This window comes from Microvirga sp. Mcv34, from assembly GCF_024519725.1.
GTDB lineage: Bacteria > Pseudomonadota > Alphaproteobacteria > Rhizobiales > Beijerinckiaceae > Microvirga.
Genome location: NZ_JALJRK010000001.1, coordinates 195,116 through 213,342, shown reverse-complemented (window position 1 = coordinate 213,342; position 18,227 = coordinate 195,116). Strand labels below are relative to the sequence as shown.

Here is an 18,227-nt window from a genome sequence, read left to right as displayed (position 1 = left end):
GTTCAGGTTAAGCAACGGTTGACGCTAGGCGGATTGTCGTAACCCTGTCCGAAAATATTTCAATTGGGTCAGAGTGTGGCCGCAATCCCGGTGACGAGGGGCGAAAGGCGCAAGGCCGCGCCGACCGTTTGCGCCAGTTCACCCTCGGCGTTGCGCTCGATCCGCACGAGGTGCGGCACGCCCTCGATGGTGACCGCCCCGACCAGACGGCTCCCCGGTCCGAGCAGGCTCGTCACGGTCTCCGGAATTTCGGCGCAAGCCCCGTTGAGCAGGATGCGGTCGAACCGGTCGCGCACTCGCTGGGCCAGGCCATCGCCCACTTCCAGGCGGACCTTCCCCGCATCAATGATCTTGAGATGCTGCGCGGCGCTTTCCGCCAGCGTGTTGAACCGCTCGACGCTCGTGACCTCAGCGCCGAGCCTTGCCAGCAAAGCGGTCACGTAACCGCTTCCGGTGCCGACCTCCAGAACGCGCTGCCCCGGCTGGACGCCCAGCGACAGCAGCATGGCGGCCACCGTTGCGGGGCCTGTCATCGTCTGCCCGCAGGGCAGCGGGAGCGCCACATCCGTGCGGGCGAGGTCGGTGAAGCGCCGCGGCGCGAAGATCTCGCGCGGCACCAGCTCCATAGCGCGCAGAAGCGCCGTGTCGCGAATACCCTTGGCACGCAGGGACAGGATGAAGGACGCGGCGCCGATTGCCTCCTGCTCATCGCGGAGGTCCGCTTCCGGCATGAAAGGCATGTCCTGGCTCATCGCGCCCGCCCGTTCATCCGCCGAAGGCCTGCGCGTAACGCGTCAGAGTTGGCTCGTCCGTCATGTCGATGCGGAGCGGCGTGACGGCGATGCGCCGGTTCGCGATGGCCCACAGGTCCGTGCCGTTACCGGGCGTGAAGGGACGGCGCTCGAAGGCAATCCAGAAATAGGGATTGCCCCGCCCGTCCTGGCGCTCGTCGAGACGGAGCAGCTCCTGCGTGCGCTGCCCCTGGTTGACGAGAGCCGTCCCCTCGACATCCCCTGGCTCGCAATCGGGAAAATTGACGTTGACCAGGATACCCTTGTCGACGCCTGCCTCGAGGATCCTGCGCACCACCTTGGGGCCATGATGCTCGGCGCATTGCCAGCGCGGCGCGTTGCGCGTGCCCGGCCCGTAGGCCTGCGAGAGCGCGATGGACGGGATGCCGAGGATCGTGCCCTCAATGGCGCCGGCCACGGTTCCGGAATAGGTCACGTCCTCGGCCACGTTCTGGCCCCTGTTGACCCCGGAGAGCACGAGATCCGGTCGCGCATCCCGCATGAGGTGTCGCACGCCCATAATCACGCAATCGGTCGGCGTGCCTTTCACGGCGAAGTGCCGGCTCGACACCTCGCGCAGGCGCAAGGGATCATTGAGCGAGAGCGAATGGGCCACGCCGCTCTGATCGGTCTCGGGCGCGACGACCCAGACATCATCCGACAGGTTGCGGGCGATGGCCTCCAGGGCCTTCAGGCCCGGGGCATGGATGCCGTCGTCGTTGGTGCAGAGAATGCGCATGTCAGGCCTGACGTTCGATGCGGGTGATCCCGCCCATATAGGGCTGGAGCGCCGACGGGACCGTGACGCTGCCGTCCTCGTTCTGGTAGTTCTCCAGAACAGCCACGAGCGTCCGCCCGACCGCGAGGCCGGAGCCGTTGAGCGTATGCACGAAACGAGGCTGCTTCTCGCCGGTCGCGCGGTAGCGGGCATTCATACGCCGCGCCTGGAAATCGGAGCAGACCGAGCAGCTCGAAATCTCGCGGTACATCCCCTGCCCCGGCAACCAGACCTCGATGTCGTAGGTCTTGGTCGAGGAGAAGCCCATGTCGCCCGTGCAGAGCGTCATGGTGCGGAACGGCAGCTCGAGTTTCCTCAGCACGTTCTCGGCGCTGGTGAGCATGCGCTCGTGCTCATCTGCGGAGGTCTCGGGCGTCGTGATCGAGACGAGCTCGCATTTCACGAACTGGTGCTGGCGGATCATGCCGCGCGTGTCGCGTCCGGCGGACCCCGCCTCGGCGCGGAAGCTCGGGGTGAGCGCGGTGAAGCGCAGGGGCAGTTCGTCCTCGGAGAGGATCTGCTCGCGCACGAGATTGGTGAGCGTGACCTCGGCCGTCGGGATCATGCCGTAGCGCGTATCCTTGACCAGCTTCGCGATCGCATCGCTCGGCTGACCTTCGAGCGCGGCGGCCATGATCTGCTCGAGCGAGTTGCCGGGAAAGGCCCAGAACTGGTCGTCCTCGAACTTCGGGAGCTGCGCCGTTCCGAACATGGCGTCGTCCCGCACCAGCAGCGGCGGGTTCACTTCCGTGTAGCCGTGCTCGTTGGTGTGGAGATCGATCATGAACTGGCCGAGGGCGCGCTCCAGGCGCGCCAGGCCGCCCTTCAGGACGACGAAGCGCGAGCCGGAGAGCTTGGCGGCCGTTTCGAAATCCATCAGGCCGAGAGCCTCGCCGATCTCGAAATGCTGCTTGGCGCTGTTCAGGGTCGGGGGCGTGCCGAAGCGGTGGCGTTCCACGTTGCCGTGCTCGTCGGCCCCGACCGGCACATCCTCCTTCGGGATGTTGGGAATGGCGGCAAGAGACGCGAACAGCGCCTTCTCGGCGGCGCGCTCGCCCTCCTCCAGTTCCGGCATCGTCTCCTTGATGCGGGCGACCTCGGCCATCAGTTCCTGGGCCCGGGCCTCGTCCTTCTTGGCCTTGGCCTGGCCGATTTCCTTGGACAGGGCATTGCGGCGCTCAGTGGCCGCTTGCAGGGCGGAAACCGCGGCCTTCCGGGAATCGTCGAGGGCGATCAGCTGCGCGGACAGGGGCTCCATGCCCCGGTTCCGGAGGCCTTGGTCGAAAGCCGCGGGATTCTCGCGGATGGAACGGATGTCGTGCATGGGATGAGGACCTGCTTCGTCGAGCGGCCCTGTCATTTTCGACGTGGCCGCCCCTTCAACTTATGCCGAGGATGGCGGCCGATGTGGAGTCCTTTCGGCCTCTACTCCTCCGCCGCGCGCGCGGCCTCGGCTTCCGCACGCTTCTTCTCGACCATGGTCACAGAGAAGATGGATGCCTCGTAAAGAAGCAAGGTGGGGATCGCAAGGGCGAACTGGCTGATCACGTCCGGCGGTGTAAGAACCGCGGCGAGGACGAAGACGAAAACGATCGCATAGCGACGCTTGTCCTTCAGGAACTGTGCGTCGATGATCCCGGCGCGGGCCAGCAGGGTCAGGATGACCGGCAGCTGGAAGCAGATGCCGAAGGCGAAGATCAGCGTCATGATCAGCGACAGGTACTCGCTAACCTTCGGCAGGAACTCGATGGCCGGCGCATTGTCCGTCGCCAGTTGCTGCATGCCCACAGAGAAGCGCATGAGGAGCGGCATGGCGATGAAGTAGACGCACGCCGCGCCTATGATGAAAAGGACCGGCGTCGCGATGAGATAGGGCACGAAGGCCCGGCGCTCGTTCTTGTAGAGGCCCGGCGCGACGAACTTGTAGATCTGCATGGCGATGACCGGAAAAGCCAGGAAGCCCGCGCCGAAGGCCGCGACCTGGATCTGCGTGAACAGATATTCCAGGCCATGCGTATAGACGAGGTGTGCCTTCTCCGGCGAGCCGACCGCGAGGACGTAGGGCCAGACAAGCGCGTTGTAGATGTACTTCGCGGCGGCGAAGCAGAGGAAAAACATGATTACGAACGCAGCCAGCGCCTTGATCAGGCGTGAGCGCAGTTCGGTCAGGTGTTCGATCAGAGGCGCGCGCGAAGCTTCGACCTCATCGTCTTCAGCGGCGGTGGTCATCCAGCTTTTGCGTCCGATTTTTCTGGTTTTTCTGAAAGTTGCTCGGCGAGGGCAGCCTGCTGGGCCTCGTACTCCGCCTCCCGCCGCAGGGATTCGGCGATTTCCGTGGCCGGATCGACGCTCGGCGGAGGCGGCAGATCGATCAGGGGATCATTGGGAGCGGGCTCGCGCCCTTCCACCACAGCCTGGACCGAGGCATCGGAGGCGTCCTTTGCAGGCGCCGCCGGCTCAGAACTGGCCTGTTCGGAGGTCACGGCCGGGACATCCAGCCCAGTCTCGGTCTCGGGAACCTTCGCTGCACCCGTCACGGGCGTTTCGATCGAGGTCTTGAGCTCGTCCCTGATCGTCTGGATCGGGTTGAAGCTCGCATTGCCCAAGGAGGAGACGGAATCGTTCATCCCCTGGAGCTGCTTCTTGACGTCGTCGAGCTCGGCCTCGCGCATGGCCTCGTTGAACTGCCCCTGGAACTCCGCCGCCATGCGGCGAAGCTTCCCCGTCACCTGCCCGACCGTCCGCAGCGCCTTCGGCAGATCCTTCGGGCCGATCACGATCAGCGCGACGGCGCCGATCACCATGACCTCACCCCAGCTCATGTCTAACATGACGTGGCCTCGAACCTGCCTCTTAGGTACTCACGCGTACTGACACGCCGCTCCGGAGCGGCGGCGCACGAAGCTTAGCCGACCTTGTGGTCCGTCGTCGCGGTGCTCGTGGGAGCGCCCGCCTGATGGTCGAGGGTGCGAACCGGCTCGGACGGCTGCACCGGCTTTGCCGGCGCATCGTCCTCGGACATGCCCTTCTTGAAGGCTTTGATGCCCTTCGCGACGTCACCCATCATGTCGGAGATCTTGCCGCGTCCGAACAGAAGGACGACGATCAGACCGACGACGATCCAGTGCCAAATACTCGTGCCACCCATGGCAATTCCTCCTGCGCCCCGCGAGGCGCGGCTTCTCGATATGAACTCGCCGCCAACCTATGCGTCGGAGGCGGCGAAAACAAGGACATCCTTAGTAGCGATCTCGATGCCCACGTCCTGTCCCTCGGTCACGCCAACGGGATCGTGAACGCGGGCCTGCAAGGGGCGGTCAACCCCCTGCACATCAATGTGCACCAGATCGACCTCGCCGAGAAAGCGACGAGACACCACACGTCCCGGCAAGCAGAAGCCCGCCGGCTTGAGCTTCAGGCCTTGCGGCCGTACGCAGACGATGGCCGGGCCATCCGCCAGATGCGGCGCCGGGAAGATTCCGACCGGACAGGAAACCTGGCCGTTGCGGACCACGCCTTCGAGCTCGTTGAAGTCGCAGAAGAAGCGGGCGGCGAACAGGTTCGCCGGGCGGCGATAGATCTCCTCCGCCTCGCCTTGCTGGATGATTTTGCCGGACCGCATGAGCACGATCCTGTCGGCGATCCGCATCGCCTCCTCCGGATCGTGCGTGACGACGATGGTCGTAGCGCCGGTTTCTCTCAGGATTGCGACAGTCTCGTCGCGGATCGCGTCGCGCATACGCCGGTCGAGGTTCGAGAACGGCTCGTCCATGAGCAGGACGCCGGGCCTTGGCGCAATCGAACGGGCCAGCGCCACGCGCTGCTGCTCGCCGCCCGACAGGGTATGGGGATACTCGTTGGCGTAATGCTCGAGACCGACGCGTGACAAGGCGCGCCGCGCTGCGATGCCGGCTTCGGAGGCCGACAGATCCTTGAGGCCGAACATGATGTTCTGGAGGATCGTCATGTGCGGGAACAGGGCGTAGTCCTGGAACATCAGCCCGATGCCCCGCCGCTCCGGCTCCAGGAAGGTCTTCAGTCCGCTCGCTTCCCGCCCATCCATCAGCACCCGGCCGGAGGTCGGCATTTCGACCCCCGCGGCGATGCGCAGCAGGGTGGTCTTTCCGCAGCCGGAATGGCCAAGCAGGCAGACGATCTCGCCCGGCTCGATAGTCAGCGACACCCCGTCGAGCGCGCGCTGGCTGTCATAGGCCTGGACGATGTTCTCGAAGGTCAGCTGGGCCGGGATCGAAGCCCCAGCCGTTCCGCGCTGGCCCCAGCGGGGCAGACGAAACAGGTCGCGAGCGGACCCGACGGGTCTTGCGGTCATTCCTCGCCCACCTCGGTCTGGTGCATGTCGAGCGGCTGGAGCAGATCGTCGTCCAGCGGATCCTCGTCCTCGCGCAGGGCATCCGCATCGGAGGGTGTCGGCACCGAGAGGTCCGAAGGCACGCGGCCTTCGATGAACCCTGCCCCCTTGAGTTCCTCGAGGCCCGGTAGATCCTCGATGGCGTCGAGGCCGAAATGCTCCAGGAAGCCCGGCGTCGTGCCGTAGGTCACGGGGCGGCCGGGTGCCTTCCGGCGTCCCCTCAGGCGGATCCAGCCCGTTTCCAAGAGAGTATCGACAGTGCCCTTGGAGGTGGCGACGCCCCGGATCTCCTCAATCTCGGCGCGGGTCACCGGCTGGTGATAGGCAATGATCGCCAGGGTCTCCATGGCGGCGCGGGACAGCTTGCGCTGCTCGACCACGTCGCGGGCGAGCACAAAGGACAGATCGCCGGCCGTGCGGAAGGTCCATTTTCCAGCTACCCGAACGAGATTCACCCCCCGAGGGGCGTAGAGTTCGGTCAGGTCCTGGAGGATCTTCTCCACATCCGCGCCTTCCGGCAGGCGCCCGCTCAGCTCCTCGGCGCTCAGGGGCGCGGGCGCGGCGAACAGAAGCGCTTCGGCGATCCGCATGGCCTCGCGGTGATCGGGCACATAGCTGACGTCCGGACCCTCGGATTCCCTAATCTCAGTCGCATCGTCCTGTTTGTCGGGCTGCATCTTGCTCAAACTCCTGCCTCGGCCGGGTCGGCGACGGGCTTGACCCAAACCGGGGCGAAGGCCTCGTCCTGCCGGACGGTCAGCTTGCCCTCTCGCACCATTTCCAGGGTCGCGGACAGAGCCGAAGCCAGGATCGTCGGTCGCATGGCAGGCTCGACCATGTATTCCATCAGATAGGTGTCGAGTGTCACCCAATCGTTCAAGTGGCCAACCAGACGCTCCAGGGCTTCCCTGGCATCGACGAGCGACCAGACGTTCCGCTTGTGCAGGGACACCCGAGCATTGAATTGGATCTGCCGCTGCTGGGCATAGGCCTTGAGAAGGTCGTACAGGCTCGCCTCGTAGCGGGAATCCCGGAGGACGATCACGGGTTCGGGCGCGCCGCGGGCAAAGACGTCGCGGCCCAGCCAGGAGCGCTCGCCCATCTTCTTGGCGGCCTCGCGGATGGCCTCCAGGCGCCGCAGGCGCAGGGCAAGCGCCGTCGCGAGCTCCTCGGCGCTCGGCTCCTCGCCCTTCGGCGGCTCGGGCAGCAGGAGGCGGGACTTGAGATAGGCGAGCCAGGCCGCCATCACCAGGTAATCCGCCGCCAGCTCGAGACGCATCCGGCGCGCGGCCTCGATGAAGGCGATGTATTGCTCGGCAAGGGCCAGAATCGAGATTCGGTGGAGGTCCACCTTCTGACGCCGGGCGAGTTCCAGCAGGAGGTCGAGGGGCCCTTCGAACCCGTCCACGTCGACGAACAGGGCAGGCTCGCTCTCGGCCCGCTCCGTGCGCTCGACATCCTCGAAGGGTAAAGGGTTTGCCATCGACCGTACTCAACTCATGGGGTTTTAGCATTGGACCCAAAAGTGGAACGCACTTTTGGGATCAATCCAATGCTCATCTTAACTTGCGCATCGTTGAGTGCGGAAAACCGGATCCACTTTTCCGCACGATGCGCTAGGAGCTTCATGGGCTTTAGGCGATCATCGCAAGCGCAGAATCGAGCCTGGACCGGGCATCCACAGGATCCAGAGGCTCCGGATCATGGGTGATGCGAGCTAACGCAGCGTTAGCACGACGCAGGGCGACGCCTTCCAGGATGGGGGTCGCCTCGGCGACGGCGGTCATCTCCTCCATGCTGCCATTGCAGTGAAGCGCCATGTCGCATCCTGCCGAGAAGGCGGCCTCGGTCCGGTCGCGGAACGAGCCGGACAGGGCGCGCATCGACAGGTCGTCGGTCATCACCAGGCCGTCATAGCCGATATGGCCGCGGATGATCTCCCGCATGACCACTGGGGACGTCGTCGCGGGCCGGTCCGGGTCCAGGGCCGTGTAGACCACGTGCGCCGTCATGGCGAGGGGCATGTCCGTGAGCATGCGGAAAGGCGCGAAATCGTGCCGCTCCAGCTCCTCGCGGGAGGCATCGACCACGGGCAGGGCCAGGTGACTGTCGGCCCCGGCCCGGCCATGGCCCGGCATATGCTTGACCACGGGCAGCACACCGCCTGCCAGAAGGCCCTCGGCGGCGGCGCGGCCCAGGATCGCGACCTGGTTCGGCGTCTGGCCGTAGGCCCGGTCCCCGATCACGTCGTGGGCTCCCGGCGAGGGAACGTCCAGGACCGGCAGGCAATCGACCGTGATGCCGACCGAGCGGAGATCGTGGGCGATCAGCCGGGCTCCGAGCCGGGCGATCTCCCGCCGGACGAGCGGATCGTTCGCATGGAGACGGCCATAGGCGCGGCCGGATGGATATTTGGGCCAATGCGGCGGCCCCAGGCGCTGGACTCGGCCGCCCTCCTGGTCGATCAGAATCGGGGCATCGGTCCGGCCGACCGCATCCCTTAGGGCGGCGCAGAGCGCCCTCACCTGCTCGGGACTGTCCACGTTGCGGCGGAACAGGATGAATCCCCAGGGATCCGCCTCCTTGAAGAAAGCGGCCTCGTCGGGGGTGAGCTCAGTGCCGGAGCAACCAGCAATAAAGGCGCGGGTTTTCATACCCGCGCCTTAAGTCTCCTGGTCGACAGGGTCAAGAAATCTCGACCGCCAAGCTGTCTCAGTTCTTGGCGACGAAGCACTGGCCGCCCTGGCCCTGCAGCTTGGAGCAGAGGGAGGAGGCTTCGTCCTTGGACAGGGGGCCGACCCGGACGCGATAGATGGTGTTGCCGTTCACTTCCGCCTTGCGGATGAGGGACGGCATCCCTTCGAGATCGGGGTACTTGCGCTGGAACGATGCGAAGGCCGTCTGGGCGCCGGCTTCGGAATTGGCGAGGCCGAGCTGCACGGCGAAGCCGCCGCTGGGCGTCGTGTCCGCCGCGGCCGCCGCCGGAGCGACCGGCTGAACCGACGCAACCTGCGTCGGTGCGGGCGTGGCTGCCGCAGGCGCTGGTTTCGGGGTCGGCGCGGGCGTGGCGGGAGCCGCGACGGGAGTGCTCGCAACCGCGCGGGGTTGAGCCGATGCCGTCTGGACGGGGGCGGCCTGAGCCTGGGGCGGCAGCGTCATGGCCTGGGGGGCCGCCGGCGGGGTGGCCTGATGCTCCGAACCCGCGACGGTGCCGTCAGGACGGATCGTGACCGTGCGAACCTTCTTCGGCTCCCCGAGGTTCAGGCTGGCTGTCTGGTGGGGCTTGACCGTGCTGGTGGGAACCGTACCGCCCGTGGCGTCGGCCACGGCGCCGCCGTTCATGCGCACGGCTTGCTGAAGATCGACCGGCTGCTCCTCGCGGTTGACGATCTTGGTCGCCGCGTTCTGGTTGGCGCGCTCGTAGATTTGCTTGTTCTGGTTCGGGATCTCGACTCCGCCCGGGTTCTGCGGCTGGACCTTCGTGGGTTCGTTGTTCGCTTTCACGAGGGGCGGCTCGCCCCCGGTGACCGCCGACGATCCAGAAGCGAGATAAGCTCCGCCGCCGCCGAGGACGACCGCGCCCACAACCGCCGCCATGGCCATCATGCCCTTGCGGGACCGGCCCTTCTGAACCGGGACGTAATCCTGCTGCTGATCGTAATCCTGATCGACGTAGGGTCCGGCCTGATCGGCGTAGTAGTCCTGCGCATAGGCCTCGTTGCCGTAGGCATCCTGCTCCTGGTGGGCAGGCTGACGTGCATAGGCGGGCTCAGGGGCGCGGACGTGGCTTTGCGGGTACCCACCGAGATCGTACGCCGGCGCGGCGTGACCTCCCTGTGGGGCACGGACCGGTACCTCGCGGGCTGCTTGCGGCACGGTGTCGCGGACAGCGAAAAGATCGTCGATGGAGGAGCCTTGCTGGCGCGGACGATTGGTGCCGTCATTGGCCAAGAGGGCTTGGAAAGGGTCGTCTTGCCCCACAATCCGGGCCAATTCCGCCAGCGGATCGTTCCGCCCGGCGCTGGCCGACTGGGATTGCGGGGTGCCCGCCTGCGCGAGTTGCCGTTCGATCTCGTTGAGGTCGACGGCAAAACGGGGCTTCACTGATTCGCTCATGCGCCGGATCTCCAGTTACGCGACAGGAGCACCGTTGCTCCGCCTGCATGACGTAACGAGACCCGACGCGAACGCTTCGTAAGCGGTTGATCCGCCTCAAGAAACACTATCGCATTTCATCGGGTGCCGTGACGCCCAGGATTGCGAGACCAGATGCGAGCACGCCCTTGAGGGCATGCACGAGAGCGAGTCTCGCTTGTGTTGAATCTTTATCAGTTAGATTAACAAAGCGTAATTGCGGCAAGTCTTTGCCCTTATTCCATAAGCTGTGGAACGCACTTGCCAGATCGTAAAGGTAAAATGCGATCCTGTGAGGCTCATGAGCTTCGGCCGCGGCCTCGATCGTCCGGGGGAACTGGGCGATGCGATGGATGATGTCCATCTCCGCTTCGTCACTCAAAATCGACAGATTCGCCTTCGCAAGCTGCGCCGCCGAGAAATCGGCGCCCGGGAAAGCCTCCGCCGCCTGACGGAACACCGAGGCGCAGCGGGCATGGGCGTACTGGACGTAGAAGACCGGGTTGTCCTTCGACTGTTCGACCACCTTGGCGAGGTCGAAATCCAGGGTCGCGTCGTTCTTGCGGAAGATCATCATGAAGCGGGCGGCGTCCCGGCCCACCTCGTCGACAACCTCGCGCAAGGTCACGAAGTCGCCCGAGCGCTTCGACATCTTCACCGGCTCGCCGCCGCGCAGCAGCTTCACGAGCTGGCAGAGCTTCACATCCAGGTCGGCCTTATTGTCCGACACGGCCTTCACGGCCGCCTGCATGCGCTTTACGTAGCCGCCGTGGTCCGCGCCCCAAACGTCGATCATGGAGGCGAAGCCCCGCTCGAACTTGGAGCGGTGATAGGCGATGTCGGAGGCGAAATAGGTGTAGGAGCCGTCCGATTTCAGCAGCGGGCGATCCACCTCGTCGCCGAAGGACGTGGCGCGGAACAGAAGCTGCTCCCGGTCCTCCCAATCCTCGTCCTTCTGGCCCTTGGGCGGCGGCAGGCGGCCCATATAGACGAGGTCACGGCCGCGCAGTTCCGTGATGAGCTCCCTGACCTGGTCCACCGGGCCCGACTGGAGGGACTTTTCGGAGAAAAACACGTCGTGATGGATGTTGAGGGCCGCGAGATCGTCGCGGATCATGTCCATCATGGCGTTGATGGAGGTCTCGCGCACGAGCGGCAGCCACTCGGATTCCGGCTTGTCGAGCAGGCTCGAGCCGTATTCACTGGCCATGCGCTCGCCAACCGGCTTCAGGTAATCGCCGGGATAGAGCCCCTCCGGAATCTCGCCGATATCCTGGCCCAAGGCTTCCTTGTAGCGGAGATAGGCCGAGCGGGCGAGGACATCGACCTGAGCGCCGGCATCGTTGATGTAGTATTCGCGGGTCACCTTGTAGCCGGCGAAGTCCAGCAGCCCGGCCAGGGCGTCGCCGAAGACCGCGCCACGGCAATGGCCCACATGCATCGGACCGGTCGGGTTGGCCGAGACATACTCGACATTGACCGGCGCGCCCGCCCCTTGCCCGCTGCGGCCGAAGCTCTGGCTGTCGACGACAGCGGCGCGTAGAACCTCGTGCAGCACCGAGGGCTCAAGCCGGATATTGATGAAGCCGGGACCGGCGATTTCCACGTGGGTGACGCGCGGATCGTCCTTGAGGTCGGCAACGAGAAGCTCGGCCATGGCATGCGGGTTCATGCGCGCCTCCTTGGCCAGCACCATGGCGGCGTTCGTGGCGAGATCGCCATGGGAGGGATCGCGCGGCGGCTCGACCACGACGCGGCTGACATTCAGCCCCGATGGAATCTTGCCCTCTTCGGCCAACCGGCCGAGCGCATCCGCAACCCGTTTCTCAAACAGCCCGAAAATGTTCATGGTACTTTATCTCAATGGGCAACTGGCCCTGGTCACAGCAGATAATACGCTTCGCAAGCCCTCATCCTGAGGAGGCCTTTAGGCCGTCTCGAAGGACGAGGGCGTCTCCCGTGCTCTCTGGATCCTCCTTCGAGACGCCGCTCCGCGGCTCCTCAGGACGAGGGCAGAGTTGTTGGACGCCAGAAGAACGTAGCCGCGCCTAACGCAAGTCCGGCGTCACGTCAAACAGGCGCCGGTGTTCGAGGATCGCATATCGGTCCGTCATGCCGGCGATGTAATCGGCCACACGGCGGGCGAGCCGGGGCTCGTCGTCCTTCGGCAGGTCGGCCTGCCATTCCTCCGGCATCAGCTCCGGCTCGGCCTTGAAGCGCCTGAAAAGGTCCCGCAGGACGGCGTCCGCCTGGGCTCGGACGCGCATCACGTCCGGGTGCCGGTACATGTGGGCGTAGAGGAAACGCTTGATGGAGGCATCGGCCTCCTGCATGCCTCTCGAGAAGCAGACCATGGTGTCGCCTGCCTGCCGGATGTCCTCCGCACTGCGAGGCGACAGCGCGGCGATCCGGCGTTCGCCCTCAACGACCACGTCCTCGACGAAGCGCGTGATGACGCGCCGGGTCAGCTCGTGAATGCGCCGGGAGAGATCGAGGGTTGGATAGCGCGCGTCGATCTCGGTCAGGAGGCCATCGAGAAACGGAACCTCGCGCAATTCCTCGATCCGGAACAGCCCGGCCCGCAACCCGTCGTCGATGTCGTGCGCGTCATAGGCGATGTCGTCCGCGATGGCGGCCGCCTGCGCCTCTCCGCCCGCATGGGTGGCGAGTTCCAGGTCCTGCAGGGTGTTGTATTCGAGAATCGCCAGCGGGACGCCCCGCGCGGCATAGCGCAGGGTCGGCTGCCCGTCGGAATCGAGGAGCGGACCGTTGTGTTTGACCAGTCCCTCCAGGGTTTCCCAGGTGAGGTTGAGCCCGTCATATTCCGCGTAGCGGCGCTCCAGCCGGGTCACCACTCGCAGGGCCTGGGCGTTGTGGTCGAAGCCGCCGAACCCGGCCATGCACTCGTCGAGGGTGTCCTCGCCGGTATGGCCGAAGGGCGTATGGCCCAGGTCGTGGGACAGCGCCAGCGCCTCGGCCAGGTCCTCGTCGAGACCGAGGGAACGGGCGAGCGCCCGGGCGATCTGGCTCACCTCGATGGTGTGGGTCAGCCGGGTCCGGAAATGGTCGCCCTCGTGATAGACGAAGACCTGCGTCTTGTGCTTCAGGCGCCGGAAGGCCGAGGAATGAATGATCCGGTCCCGGTCGCGCTGGAATTCGCTTCGGGTCGGCGAGACTGCCTCCGGGAACAGCCGGCCTCTGCTTCCCCAGGGGTCGCAGGCATAAGGGGCTCGCCATCTCTCGCCAAAGGGCCGCACAATCATCCCCGGGTTGAAGCCTTGTCAGGGCGCACTTACCTTGCTCTTAACATCTTATGCAAGAATTGCGTCCTCGCGAGGACTGGAAGTGCCCATGACCGGTATCACCCTGACTGACCGCGCCGCCCGCCGCATCAACGAGATCATGTCGTCCGAGCCCGCCGGGTCTCACCTGAGAATCAGCGTCAACGGAGGCGGCTGCTCCGGGTTCCAGTATGCCTTCGACGTGGATCGGACCCGGCAGGACGATGACCTCGTGATCGAACGGGACGGGGCGACGGTGGTCGTGGACGAGGTGTCGATCCAGTACATGGACGGCTCGGTCATCGACTTCGTGGACGACCTGATCGGCCAGTCCTTCAAGATCGAGAACCCCCATGCCACAGCCTCCTGCGGCTGCGGCACCTCGTTCTCATTGTAAAATCGTTACATAACGCCTTATCCTGTCTGCGCATTTCAATCTGAGATGGCCAGTGCCGGATTCGCTTGGCCAGGGGGACAGTATGGGACTTCGTTATCGTGCAGGCGTTTGCGCACTCGCTTTGATGGCCGGCTCTGCGGCTTTGCAGTTAGAACCTACGGTGATCCGGGATCTGGTGGTCGGCAATGACGGACATCGAATCGCGGTAGGGGCCGTCAAGGTCCCGCTCTGGAGCGCGGCTTTCGCACAGGGCACGGAGAGCTTTGCGCTCGAGAACGTGAGCTTCTCCTTCGGCGGAGCCCGGTATGAAGCCAAGCGCATCGAAGTTTCCGGCGCCGCCTCCACAAAGGCGGACATCGAGGCGCTGTTTTCAGGCAGCTCATCCGAACCGTTGGCGGACCGTCTGGCACGGGTCCGCGCCAAGCAGATCCTGATCCCTGAGGTCAAGCTGACTCAACAGGCCCATGGGGGCACCGTGACGGTCACGTATTCGAACGTGACCTTAGGCGACATCGTGAACGGCAAGATTGCCTCGACCACGGTCGAGGCCATGGCCATGGACGAGAAAGGGCCCGAGGTTGATCTCGTCGGCAGTTTCGGACGCGCCTCGATCAGCGATTTCGATCTGCCCGCGTTCGCCCGCCTCTACGAAACCAGGGCCGCCTCCACGTCCGACCCCATGGCGTTGATCCACGGCCCATTCTCCATCGAGAAAACCGAATTGCGCGCCGCCAAGGAACAGATCGGTTTCAAGATCGCACGGATCAGCGGCCGTGACTTCATGGCACGGCCAACCCTCGATTCCTGGACCGGCACCTCGGCTCTGCTGGAGAGGCTCGGAGATAAAACCGATCTTTCCGACGCAGAGCAAAAGCAGCTGATGACGTCGATTGCCGACTTGCTCGGCGCTTTCAACATCGCATCCGCGGAAGCGACCGGAATCGAGTTCACGGTTCCCAAGAAGGACAAGAGCAAACAACCTTCCGTGGCCGGCCGCATAGAGCGGATCGCCTATACGGGGGCGAACGGCTCGGATGCCGCCAATGTCCGCATGGATGGGTTCGCGGTCAGCGACCAGGACATGCACATCAAATTCGGCGGCATAAGCCTGACGGACTTCTCCTTCGAACAGACGCTGAATGGCCTGAGGGCCCTTCAAGATAAGTCTCTCGACAATCTCGACCAGGCCGATATGCGGACCTTGATTCCGACCTTGGGGACACTGCGTATTTCCGATGTCGATATCGATGGTCCGAGCGAGGATGAAGAAGGCGGCAAGCCTGGACGCATCGTCGTAACCGCGAAGGGTCTCGAGCTGACGGCCGATAAACCTGTGAATGGCATTCCGACGAATATCAGGTACGAAACGCGCGATATCGCGATGACTCTCCCCTCGGGCGGCTCGGACAAGCTTATCGCCGATCTCCTGGGACCCGGCTTCCAAAAGCTGACTTCATCCTTCCTTCTTGAAGCAACCTGGAGCGAGAGCACGAATGAGATCCTTCTCAAGCAGGTTTCTGGCGAGACGAAAGGACTGGGCCGTTTTTCCCTGACGGGCGTGATCGGCGGTGCCAACAAGGATCTCTTTAGCACGGACGAAGCCACGGCCGCCGCTGCACTGATCGGCCTGAAGGCCAAATCTGCAAATCTCGTGGTCGAGGACAACGGAGTGTTCGATCGCTACCTCGCCGAAACCGCCAGGAAGCAGAAGACCAAGACGGAATCCCTGCGCAAGCTCTACGCGGATGCCGTGCCGCTGGTGCTCTCCGCCATGATCGGCAATTCAGAGCAAACCTCGACCTTGGCGAGGGCGATCGCAAGCTTCATCGCAAAGCCTGGGAAGCTCACGATCGAGGCGACGCCGAAAAATCCTTCCGGGTTCGGCTTCATGGATGTGGCACTGGCTCCGAAACCTGCCGATGCGATTCAGAAGCTGAATATTAAGGCAACAGTAGAGTAAGAGCCGCTGTCACGCTCTGGTCGGGCCAAGCCTGACCAGAGCGATGAGAAAGGTGCTTCGCCACTCCTGACAACATCACCGGCACAAAGCCGGTGATGAGACGGGGCTGCACTGACAGGCGGATCAATTCAGCGTCGGCTGATCCTCTTCCGCCGCCTGGGCCTCCACGACCGCGATGGCCGTCAGGTTGACGATGCCGCGCGCCGTCACGGACGGGGTCAGGATGTGGGCGGGCTTGGCCGGGCCGATCAGGATCGGGCCGACGGGGAGCGAATCCGCCAGCACCTTCGTGAACTGGAACGCGATGTTGGCGGCGTCGAGGTTGGGCATGATCAGCACGTTGGCCTCGCCCTTCAGGCGCGAGTTGGGGTTGATCCGATCGCGGATCATCTGGGACAGGGCCGCGTCCGCCTGCATCTCGCCGTCGACTTCGAGATCCGGCGCGCGCTCGTTGATGCAGGCCAGGGCCTGGCGCATTTTCAGCGCCGAGCGGCTGTCCGCCGCACCGAAATCCGAGTGGGACAGCAGCGCGATCTTGGGCTCCATGCCGAAGCGGCGCACATGGCTGGCGCAGGCGATCGTCATGTCGGCGATCTCTTCCGCCGTCGGGTCGAATTGCACATGAGTGTCGGCCAGGAAGTACGCGCCCTTAGATGTGATTACGAGCGACAGGGCCGCCATTTCGTGCACGCCGGGCGCAAGCCCGATGATGTCCTTGATGTGCTTGAGGCGGGACTGGAACCGGCCCTCGAGCCCGCAGATGAGCGCGTCCGCATCCCCGCGCCGAACAGCCAGCGCGCCGATCACGGTGTTGTTGGTGCGCACCAGCGTGCGCGCCGCATCGGGCGTGATGCCCTTGCGGCCCGCCGCCTCGACATATGTGGCGACGTAGTCGCGGTAGCGCGGGTCGTCCTCCGGGTTCACCAGCTCGAAATGCCGCCCGATCTCCATGGACAGGCCGAAGCGCTTCATGCGCGCCTCGACGACGTTCGGGCGCCCGATCAGGATCGGTTTGGCGATGCCCTCCTCCACGATCACCTGCACGGCGCGCAGCACGCGCTCGTCCTCGCCTTCGGCATAGATCACCCGCTTCGGATTGGCCTTCGCCTGCGAGAACAGCGGCTTCATGATGAAGCCCGAGCGGAACACGAAACGGCCTAGCGACTCCGCATAAGCCTCCAGATCCTCCAGGGGCTTCTTCGCAACGCCGGAATCCATCGCGGCCTTCGCGACCGCAGGAGCGATGCGCAGGATGAGGCGCGGATCGAAGGGGCTTGGGATCAGGGACTTGCGCCCGAAGGGATGCGCCTCGCCGCCATAGGCGCGCGCCACCACTTCGGACGGAGCCTCACGGGCGAGGCCCGCGATGGCCTTCACGGCGGCGGCCTTCATCTCCTCGTTGATCGTGGTCGCCTGCACGTCGAGGGCGCCGCGGAAGATGTAGGGAAAGCACAGGACGTTGTTGACCTGGTTCGGGTAATCCGAGCGGCCGGTGCAGATCATCGCGTCGGGACGGGCGGCCTCGGCCTCCTCCGGCATGATCTCGGGGTAGGGATTGGCGAGTGCCATGATCAGAGGCCGCGGCGCCATCTGGGCGAGCAGCTCCTTCTTGAGCACGCCGCCGGCCGAAAGGCCGAGGAACACGTCCGCATTGGGGATCACGTCGGCAAGGGTGCGCGCGTCGGTCTTCTGCGCATAGGCCGACTTCCAGCGGTCCATGAGCTCGTTGCGGCCCTCATGGACCACGCCTTCGATGTCCGTGACCCAGATGTTCTCGCGCCGGGCGCCGAGGGACACGAGCAGGTTGAGGCAGGCGAGCGCCGCGGCGCCTGCCCCTGAGGTGACGATCTTCACGTCCTCGATGCGCTTGCCCGCGAGTTCGAGCGCGTTCGTCACCGCCGCGCCCACGATGATGGCCGTGCCGTGCTGGTCGTCGTGGAAGACCGGGATGCCCATGCGGGCCTTCAGCCGCTCCTCGACCTCGAAGCATTCCGGCGCCTTGATGTCCTCGAGGTTGATGCCCCCGAAGGTCGGCTCGAGCGCGGCGATCACCTCGACCATCTTGTCTACGTTCTTCTCGGCCAGCTCAATGTCGAACACGTCAATGCCGGAGAACTTCTTGAACAGGACCGCCTTGCCCTCCATCACGGGCTTGGAGGCGAGCGGGCCAATGTCGCCGAGGCCGAGAACGGCCGTTCCGTTGGAGATCACCGCCACGAGGTTCTGGCGCGACGTCAGGTTGGCAGCCTCTGCCGGATCGGCCGCGATGGCCTCGCAGGGGGCGGCCACGCCGGGAGAATAGGCCAGAGCCAGGTCACGCTGGTTGCCGAGCGGCTTGGTCGGCTGGATCTCGAGCTTTCCGGGGCGCGGATGCTGGTGGTAGAACATAGCTCCCGATTTCAGATCCTGCGAGATGTTGTCTCCCATCCCCGACGCTCCTTGCACTGACCAAACCACTTTGGAGGCTCTTGTGCGCGCCCTTCACCCTGCCGTCAATGTCCTTGTCTCAACCCGCGG

Annotated in this window: 16 protein-coding genes; 2 read left to right on the top strand and 14 right to left on the bottom strand. The window is 64.8% G+C overall.

All coding sequences use genetic code 11. The annotated features are described in order from the left end of the window. Positions 1-68: 68 nt before the first annotated feature. From OC446_RS01225 to OC446_RS01165, 13 genes are all read right to left on the bottom strand, one after another. The gene (locus tag OC446_RS01225; RefSeq protein WP_262027215.1) at positions 69-740 is read right to left on the bottom strand and encodes a protein-L-isoaspartate O-methyltransferase family protein; all 672 of its coding nucleotides are present in this window, start codon (positions 738-740) and stop codon (positions 69-71) included. A 25-nt stretch (positions 741-765) separates the two neighbouring features. Then, positions 766-1,530, bottom strand: coding sequence for a 5'/3'-nucleotidase SurE (surE, locus tag OC446_RS01220; RefSeq protein WP_262027214.1), 765 nt, complete (start codon positions 1,528-1,530; stop codon positions 766-768). A 1-nt stretch (position 1,531) separates the two neighbouring features. After that, positions 1,532-2,893, bottom strand: a complete 1,362-nt coding sequence (gene serS, locus OC446_RS01215) for a serine--tRNA ligase (protein WP_262027213.1) — start codon at positions 2,891-2,893, stop codon at positions 1,532-1,534. 101 nt (positions 2,894-2,994) lie between these two features. Further along, positions 2,995-3,798, bottom strand: a complete 804-nt coding sequence (gene tatC / locus OC446_RS01210) for a twin-arginine translocase subunit TatC (RefSeq protein ID WP_262027212.1) — start codon at positions 3,796-3,798, stop codon at positions 2,995-2,997. Next, positions 3,795-4,400, bottom strand: a complete 606-nt coding sequence (gene tatB / locus OC446_RS01205; RefSeq protein ID WP_262027211.1) for a Sec-independent protein translocase protein TatB — start codon at positions 4,398-4,400, stop codon at positions 3,795-3,797. The genes tatC and tatB overlap by 4 nt, the downstream gene beginning before the upstream one ends. 74 nt (positions 4,401-4,474) lie before the next feature. Further along, complete coding sequence (locus OC446_RS01200) at positions 4,475-4,717, bottom strand: twin-arginine translocase TatA/TatE family subunit (RefSeq protein WP_262027210.1); 243 nt, start codon at positions 4,715-4,717, stop codon at positions 4,475-4,477. 57 nt (positions 4,718-4,774) lie between these two features. Then, the gene (locus tag OC446_RS01195) at positions 4,775-5,899 is read right to left on the bottom strand and encodes an ABC transporter ATP-binding protein (RefSeq protein WP_262027209.1); all 1,125 of its coding nucleotides are present in this window, start codon (positions 5,897-5,899) and stop codon (positions 4,775-4,777) included. Then, entirely contained in the window at positions 5,896-6,615 is a 720-nt protein-coding gene (scpB, locus tag OC446_RS01190; protein WP_410054982.1) for an SMC-Scp complex subunit ScpB, read from the bottom strand. The genes OC446_RS01195 and scpB overlap by 4 nt, the downstream gene beginning before the upstream one ends. A 5-nt stretch (positions 6,616-6,620) precedes the next feature. After that, positions 6,621-7,421: a segregation and condensation protein A gene (locus OC446_RS01185; RefSeq protein WP_262027208.1), complete on the bottom strand. Its 801-nt coding sequence runs from the start codon at positions 7,419-7,421 to the stop codon at positions 6,621-6,623. A gap of 151 nt (positions 7,422-7,572) precedes the next feature. Next, on the bottom strand, positions 7,573-8,592 hold the full coding sequence (gene nagZ, locus OC446_RS01180; protein ID WP_262027207.1) for a beta-N-acetylhexosaminidase: 1,020 nt from the start codon (positions 8,590-8,592) through the stop codon (positions 7,573-7,575). Between the two features lie 58 nt (positions 8,593-8,650). Continuing rightward, the gene (locus tag OC446_RS01175; protein ID WP_262027206.1) at positions 8,651-10,054 is read right to left on the bottom strand and encodes an SPOR domain-containing protein; all 1,404 of its coding nucleotides are present in this window, start codon (positions 10,052-10,054) and stop codon (positions 8,651-8,653) included. A gap of 106 nt (positions 10,055-10,160) precedes the next feature. Beyond that, a complete protein-coding gene (gene argS, locus OC446_RS01170) occupies positions 10,161-11,921 on the bottom strand; it encodes an arginine--tRNA ligase (protein WP_262027205.1) in 1,761 nt (586 codons plus the stop codon). Between the two features lie 199 nt (positions 11,922-12,120). After that, complete coding sequence (locus tag OC446_RS01165) at positions 12,121-13,335, bottom strand: deoxyguanosinetriphosphate triphosphohydrolase (protein WP_262027204.1); 1,215 nt, start codon at positions 13,333-13,335, stop codon at positions 12,121-12,123. An 88-nt stretch (positions 13,336-13,423) separates the two neighbouring features. Here OC446_RS01165 and erpA point away from each other — a divergent pair, with 88 nt between their 5' ends. Together erpA and OC446_RS01155 are read left to right on the top strand one after the other, a co-directional pair. Further along, positions 13,424-13,750 carry an iron-sulfur cluster insertion protein ErpA gene (erpA, locus tag OC446_RS01160; protein ID WP_009764549.1) on the top strand — a complete coding sequence of 109 codons (327 nt, stop codon included), beginning with the start codon at positions 13,424-13,426 and terminating at the stop codon, positions 13,748-13,750. A 160-nt stretch (positions 13,751-13,910) separates the two neighbouring features. Then, positions 13,911-15,710 (top strand): hypothetical protein, encoded by a 1,800-nt coding sequence (locus OC446_RS01155; RefSeq protein ID WP_262027203.1) that lies wholly within the window; start codon positions 13,911-13,913, stop codon positions 15,708-15,710. 123 nt (positions 15,711-15,833) lie between these two features. Here the strand turns inward: OC446_RS01155 and OC446_RS01150 are convergent, their stop codons facing one another. Beyond that, positions 15,834-18,137, bottom strand: coding sequence for an NADP-dependent malic enzyme (locus OC446_RS01150; RefSeq protein WP_262027202.1), 2,304 nt, complete (start codon positions 18,135-18,137; stop codon positions 15,834-15,836). Positions 18,138-18,227: the final 90 nt, after the last annotated feature.

Coding starts and splice junctions, on each gene's coding strand:
- OC446_RS01225 (WP_262027215.1), bottom strand. CDS start 740: ATGCCTTTCATGCCGGAAGCGGACCTCCGCGATGAGCAGGAGGCAATC.
- surE (WP_262027214.1), bottom strand. CDS start 1,530: ATGCGCATTCTCTGCACCAACGACGACGGCATCCATGCCCCGGGCCTG.
- serS (WP_262027213.1), bottom strand. CDS start 2,893: ATGCACGACATCCGTTCCATCCGCGAGAATCCCGCGGCTTTCGACCAA.
- tatC (WP_262027212.1), bottom strand. CDS start 3,798: ATGACCACCGCCGCTGAAGACGATGAGGTCGAAGCTTCGCGCGCGCCT.
- tatB (WP_262027211.1), bottom strand. CDS start 4,400: ATGTTAGACATGAGCTGGGGTGAGGTCATGGTGATCGGCGCCGTCGCG.
- OC446_RS01200 (WP_262027210.1), bottom strand. CDS start 4,717: ATGGGTGGCACGAGTATTTGGCACTGGATCGTCGTCGGTCTGATCGTC.
- OC446_RS01195 (WP_262027209.1), bottom strand. CDS start 5,899: ATGACCGCAAGACCCGTCGGGTCCGCTCGCGACCTGTTTCGTCTGCCC.
- scpB (WP_410054982.1), bottom strand. CDS start 6,615: ATGCAGCCCGACAAACAGGACGATGCGACTGAGATTAGGGAATCCGAG.
- OC446_RS01185 (WP_262027208.1), bottom strand. CDS start 7,421: ATGGCAAACCCTTTACCCTTCGAGGATGTCGAGCGCACGGAGCGGGCC.
- nagZ (WP_262027207.1), bottom strand. CDS start 8,592: ATGAAAACCCGCGCCTTTATTGCTGGTTGCTCCGGCACTGAGCTCACC.
- OC446_RS01175 (WP_262027206.1), bottom strand. CDS start 10,054: ATGAGCGAATCAGTGAAGCCCCGTTTTGCCGTCGACCTCAACGAGATC.
- argS (WP_262027205.1), bottom strand. CDS start 11,921: ATGAACATTTTCGGGCTGTTTGAGAAACGGGTTGCGGATGCGCTCGGC.
- OC446_RS01165 (WP_262027204.1), bottom strand. CDS start 13,335: ATGATTGTGCGGCCCTTTGGCGAGAGATGGCGAGCCCCTTATGCCTGC.
- erpA (WP_009764549.1), top strand. CDS start 13,424: ATGACCGGTATCACCCTGACTGACCGCGCCGCCCGCCGCATCAACGAG.
- OC446_RS01150 (WP_262027202.1), bottom strand. CDS start 18,137: ATGGGAGACAACATCTCGCAGGATCTGAAATCGGGAGCTATGTTCTAC.